4 protein-coding genes are annotated in these 4559 nt (G+C 66.2%); all 4 read left to right on the forward strand.

The genetic code is table 11. The annotated features are described in order from the left end of the window. The coding region (locus JOY90_RS25915) for an NAD(P)-binding domain-containing protein (RefSeq protein WP_291693953.1) at window positions 1–779 on the forward strand (779 nt) is incomplete at its 5' end. A 54-nt stretch (window positions 780–833) separates the two neighbouring features. Next, window positions 834–2186: a hypothetical protein gene (locus tag JOY90_RS25920; RefSeq protein ID WP_291693954.1), complete on the forward strand. Its 1353-nt coding sequence runs from the start codon at window positions 834–836 to the stop codon at window positions 2184–2186. Between the two features lie 60 nt (window positions 2187–2246). After that, entirely contained in the window at window positions 2247–3437 is a 1191-nt protein-coding gene (metK, locus tag JOY90_RS25925; protein WP_291693955.1) for a methionine adenosyltransferase, read from the forward strand. Window positions 3438–3547: 110 nt separating this feature from the next. Further along, window positions 3548–4559: adenosylhomocysteinase (locus JOY90_RS25930; RefSeq protein WP_291693956.1), on the forward strand; the 1012-nt coding region annotated here is incomplete at its 3' end.

A 4559-nucleotide genomic window follows, 5' to 3' on the forward strand; every position in this document is an offset into this window, starting at 1 on the left:
TGGCGGTGGCGACGGGCCTCGCCAACGCGCCGCATCGTCCATCCTGGCGCGGCATCGACATCTTTCGCGGCACGATCGGCCACAGCAGCGACTATCGCAATCCGCAGCCATTCCTCGGCCGCCGCGTCCTGGTGGTCGGCTTCGGCAATTCCGGCGGCGAGATCGCGCTCGATCTCGCCGAAGCAGGGGTCGATGTCGCGCTCGCAGTGCGCGGCCCGGTGCAGGTGCTGCCGCGCGATCTGCTCGGCTTCCCGATCCTGTCCTGGGCCATCCTGTACCGGCGCCTGCCGGCGCGCCTGGTCGACCGCATGAACGCGCTGGTGCTGCGGCTCGCGACCGGCGACATCGAGAAGCTCGGTCTGCGCCGCGCCGCGAAGGGCCCGCGGCAGATGGTCGAGGAAAACGGCCGCGTGCCGCTGATCGATGTCGGCACGCTGGCGCGGATCAGGGACGGCGCGATCAAGGTACGCGGCGGCATCGATCATTTCACCAGCGAGGGCGTCGTGTTCGCCGACTGCCGGCGCGAGCCGTTCGATGCCGTGATCCTCGCCACCGGCTTCCGGCCCGACCTGCGGCGCCTGCTGCCGGACGTCGAGGGCGTGCTCGACCAGGCCGGCGCACCGCGTGTGACCGGCCGTCCGACCGCCGCGCCCGGCCTCTATTTCTGCGGCCAGATCACCTCGCCGACCGGACAGCTGCGCGAGATCGGCCTGGAGGCGGGCCGGATCGCGAAAAGTATCGGCGGCTGCCTGAAGGGCATTTCCCAGGTGGGCAAATGATGCTAGAGCGGCCCACCGATCCGCGATTGCCCACCGCCGTCCGACCTCCGCCCGATGCGAAACGACGAGATTCTGAGCCACATCTCCGACTTCTGCCGCCACGCCGACATGGCGGAATCGACGTTCGGGCGCCGCGCCGTCAATGACGGCAAGCTGGTGCACCGCCTGCGTGAGGGCAAGCGCATCACCATCGACACGCTGGACCGCATCCAGGCCTATATCGCGGCCTCGACCGGCGCCGCGCCGCCGCCGCGCGGCCTCAAGGTCCCGCCGGAAAAGCGCGATCCGAGGTCGAATTTCCGCTTCTTCGAGAACCGGCAGAAGTACCTCTTGTTCGTCCATACCTGCAGCGAGAAGCGGGTGATCGCCGAGCGGGTGGGGCTCGAGCTGTCGAGCATCCATCCGCGCCCGCCGGCGCTGCGGGTATTCGATGCCGGAATCGGCGACGGCACGGTGCTCGCGCGGGTGCTGCGGCTGATGCACGGCCGCTTTCCCCACATGCCGTTCTACGTCGCCGGCAAGGAACTGAGCCTGGAGGACGTGCGGCTGACCCTGGAGAAGCTGCCGGACCGGCTGTTCGAGCACCCGGCCACCGTCTTCGTGCTGACCAACATGTATTATGCCGAGGCGCCTTGGCTGACCCCGCGCTCGCCGGCGGCGGCGTCCGGCATGATCTGGCACGAGGTGCCGTTGCGGGGCGCCTCCTCGGGCGAATTCGAGGCGCAGATCGCGGAATTGCAGCCGTTCCTGGAGCAGAACTGGCGCGCCAGCGTCAGCCCGCGCTCGGGCATGCCGATTTACGAGCGGCCGGTCGCGATCGTGCTGTACCGGGAAGACCATCGCTTCCTGCTCGACCAGATCATCCCCCGGGCGGGCCGCACCGAGGCCAATTTCGACCTGATCATCGCGTCCCAGCCCTACCGGGCGAAATCCTCGGTCAATTTCCGCGCCAAGCGGATCATTGCACCGCTGGCCCGGGCGCTGCGCGCCGGTGGCCGGCTGATCGGAATCCACTCCCATGGCCAGGATCCGGGACTGGAAATGATCCAGGCGATCTGGCCGGGAGAAAATCCTTTCGCAGTCAGCCGCCATGAGCTGTTGCGTGCGGTCAAATACGAATTGGGCTCGGCCGGGCGGGAACTCAACTTTAACGCCTACGCCGATAACCGCTCGGTGTTCCGCTATGATATGGAGGCGCTGCCCAACGAGGTCACAGGAACAATTGGGACCTCTACGGCCTTTGCAGCCTGGAACGCGGCGGTGTATGTCGCGCAGGTCGAAGACGACCGTTTGACGGAAATGGCTCAAAGCGGCCGCCCTCTCGATGCCGCCCGAGAAGTTCTCCGCAAGCACAACGGGCTTTGGTTCTATGACGAGTCCTACATCATCTCGCGCCGGCGGGACTGATGAGCCAGGGACGGATTTCGAACGACCGCCGACATCGGGCGGCAACATGGGGTTAGCTTGATGCGCGCGTCTTATCTGTTCACCAGTGAATCCGTCTCCGAAGGCCATCCGGACAAGGTCTGCGACCGGATTTCGGACGAGATCGTCGACCTGTTCTACCGCGAGGGGCCGAAGGCCGGGATCGACCCCTGGGCGATCCGCGCGGCCTGCGAGACGCTCGCCACCACCAACAAGGTGGTGATCGCCGGCGAGACCCGCGGGCCGACGTCGGTCTCCAACGACCAGATCAAGAGCGTGGTCCGCGCCGCGATCAAGGACATCGGCTACGCGCAGGACGGCTTTCATTGGGAGACCTGCGACATCGAGATCCTGCTGCATCCGCAGTCGGCGGACATCGCCCAGGGCGTCGACGCCAACGGCGCGGCGAAGGAAGAGGGCGCCGGCGACCAGGGCATCATGTTCGGCTATGCCTGCAACGAGACGCCGGACCTGATGCCGGCGCCGATCTTCTACGCCCACAAGATCCTGCGATTGATCTCCGAGGCGCGCCACGCCGGCCGCGAGACGGTGCTGGGGCCGGACTCCAAGAGCCAGGTCACGGTGCAGTACGAGAACGGCAAGCCGGTCGGTGTGCGCGAGATCGTCGTCTCGCACCAGCACCTGGTCGAGGAGATGACTTCGGAGCAGGTTCGCGAGCGGGTCGAGCCTTATGTGCGCGAGGCGCTGCCGAAGGGATGGATCAACGGCAAGACCATCTGGCACATCAATCCGACCGGGAAATTCTTCATCGGCGGCCCGGATGGCGACACCGGCCTGACCGGGCGCAAGATCATCGTCGACACCTATGGCGGCGCGGCCCCGCATGGCGGCGGCGCCTTCTCCGGCAAGGACCCGACCAAGGTCGACCGTTCCGCGGCCTATGCCGCGCGCTATCTCGCCAAGAACATCGTGGCGTCTGGGCTTGCCGACCGTTGCACGCTGCAGCTCGCCTACGCGATCGGCGTGGCGCGGCCGCTGTCGATCTACATCGACACCCACGGCACCGGCAAGGTGGCCGAGGACAAGCTCGAAAAGGCCGCCGCCGAGGTCATGGATTTGACGCCGCGCGGCATCCGCAAGCACCTCGACCTCAACCGGCCGATCTACGCGCGCACCTCGGCCTACGGCCATTTCGGCCGCATCCCCGACAATGAGGGCGGCTTCTCCTGGGAGAAGACCGATCTCGTCGAACCGTTCAAGCGCGTGGTGTAGCCCTCTAACCTCTCCCCGCTTGCGGGGAGAGAGGGAGCAGACCGTGCCACAAGACGCCGCGCTTGCTCTCGCACTGACATGTTGAACATCATTCGATCGGAACCCCTCCCATGACCGCCGCCGCCAAGAAGCCAAGCTTCACCGACTACATCGTCAAGGACATGTCGCTCGCCGATTTCGGCCGCAAGGAAATCTCGCTTGCCGAGACGGAGATGCCCGGCCTGATCGCGACCCGCGAGGAATATGGTCCGAAGCAGCCCCTGAAGGGCGCGCGGATCGCGGGCTCGCTGCACATGACGATCCAGACCGCGGTCCTGATCGAGACGCTGGCAGCGCTCGGCGCCGACATCCGCTGGGTCTCCTGCAACATCTACTCGACCCAGGATCACGCCGCGGCCGCGATCGCGGCGGCCGGCATTCCGGTGTTCGCGGTGAAGGGCGAGACGCTGACCGAATATTGGGACTACACGGCTAGACTGTTCGACTGGCATGGCGGCGGCACCCCGAACATGGTTCTCGACGACGGCGGCGACGCCACCATGCTGGTGCATGCCGGCGTCCGCGCCGAGAAGGGCGACACCGCCTTCCTCGACAAGCCTGCCTCCGAGGAAGAGGAAGTCTTCTACGCGCTGATCAAGCGGCTCCTGAAGGAGAAGCCGAAGGGCTGGTTTGCCGAGATCGCCAAGAACATCAAGGGCGTCTCGGAGGAGACCACGACCGGCGTGCACCGCCTCTACGACATGGCGAACAAGGGTACGCTGCTGTTCCCGGCCATCAACGTCAACGACAGTGTCACCAAGTCGAAGTTCGACAACCTCTATGGCTGCCGCGAATCGCTGGTCGACGGCATCCGCCGCGGCACCGACGTGATGCTGTCGGGCAAGGTCGCGATGGTCGCGGGCTTCGGTGACGTCGGCAAGGGCTCGGCCGCCTCGCTGCGCCAGGCCGGCTGCCGCGTCATGGTCTCCGAGATCGATCCGATCTGCGCGCTGCAGGCCGCGATGGAAGGCTATCAGGTCGTCACAATGGAAGATGCCGCGCCGATGGCTGATATCTTCGTCACGGCGACCGGCAACAAGGACATCATCACGCTCGACCACATGCGCAAGATGAAGGATCGCG

Source organism: Bradyrhizobium sp. (assembly GCF_019242285.1).
Lineage (GTDB): Bacteria > Pseudomonadota > Alphaproteobacteria > Rhizobiales > Xanthobacteraceae > Bradyrhizobium.

Excerpts from the sequence above, each read along its gene's own strand:
- JOY90_RS25920 (WP_291693954.1), top strand. The coding sequence starts at position 834 with ATGCGAAACGACGAGATTCTGAGCCACATCTCCGACTTCTGCCGCCAC.
- metK (WP_291693955.1), top strand. The coding sequence starts at position 2,247 with ATGCGCGCGTCTTATCTGTTCACCAGTGAATCCGTCTCCGAAGGCCAT.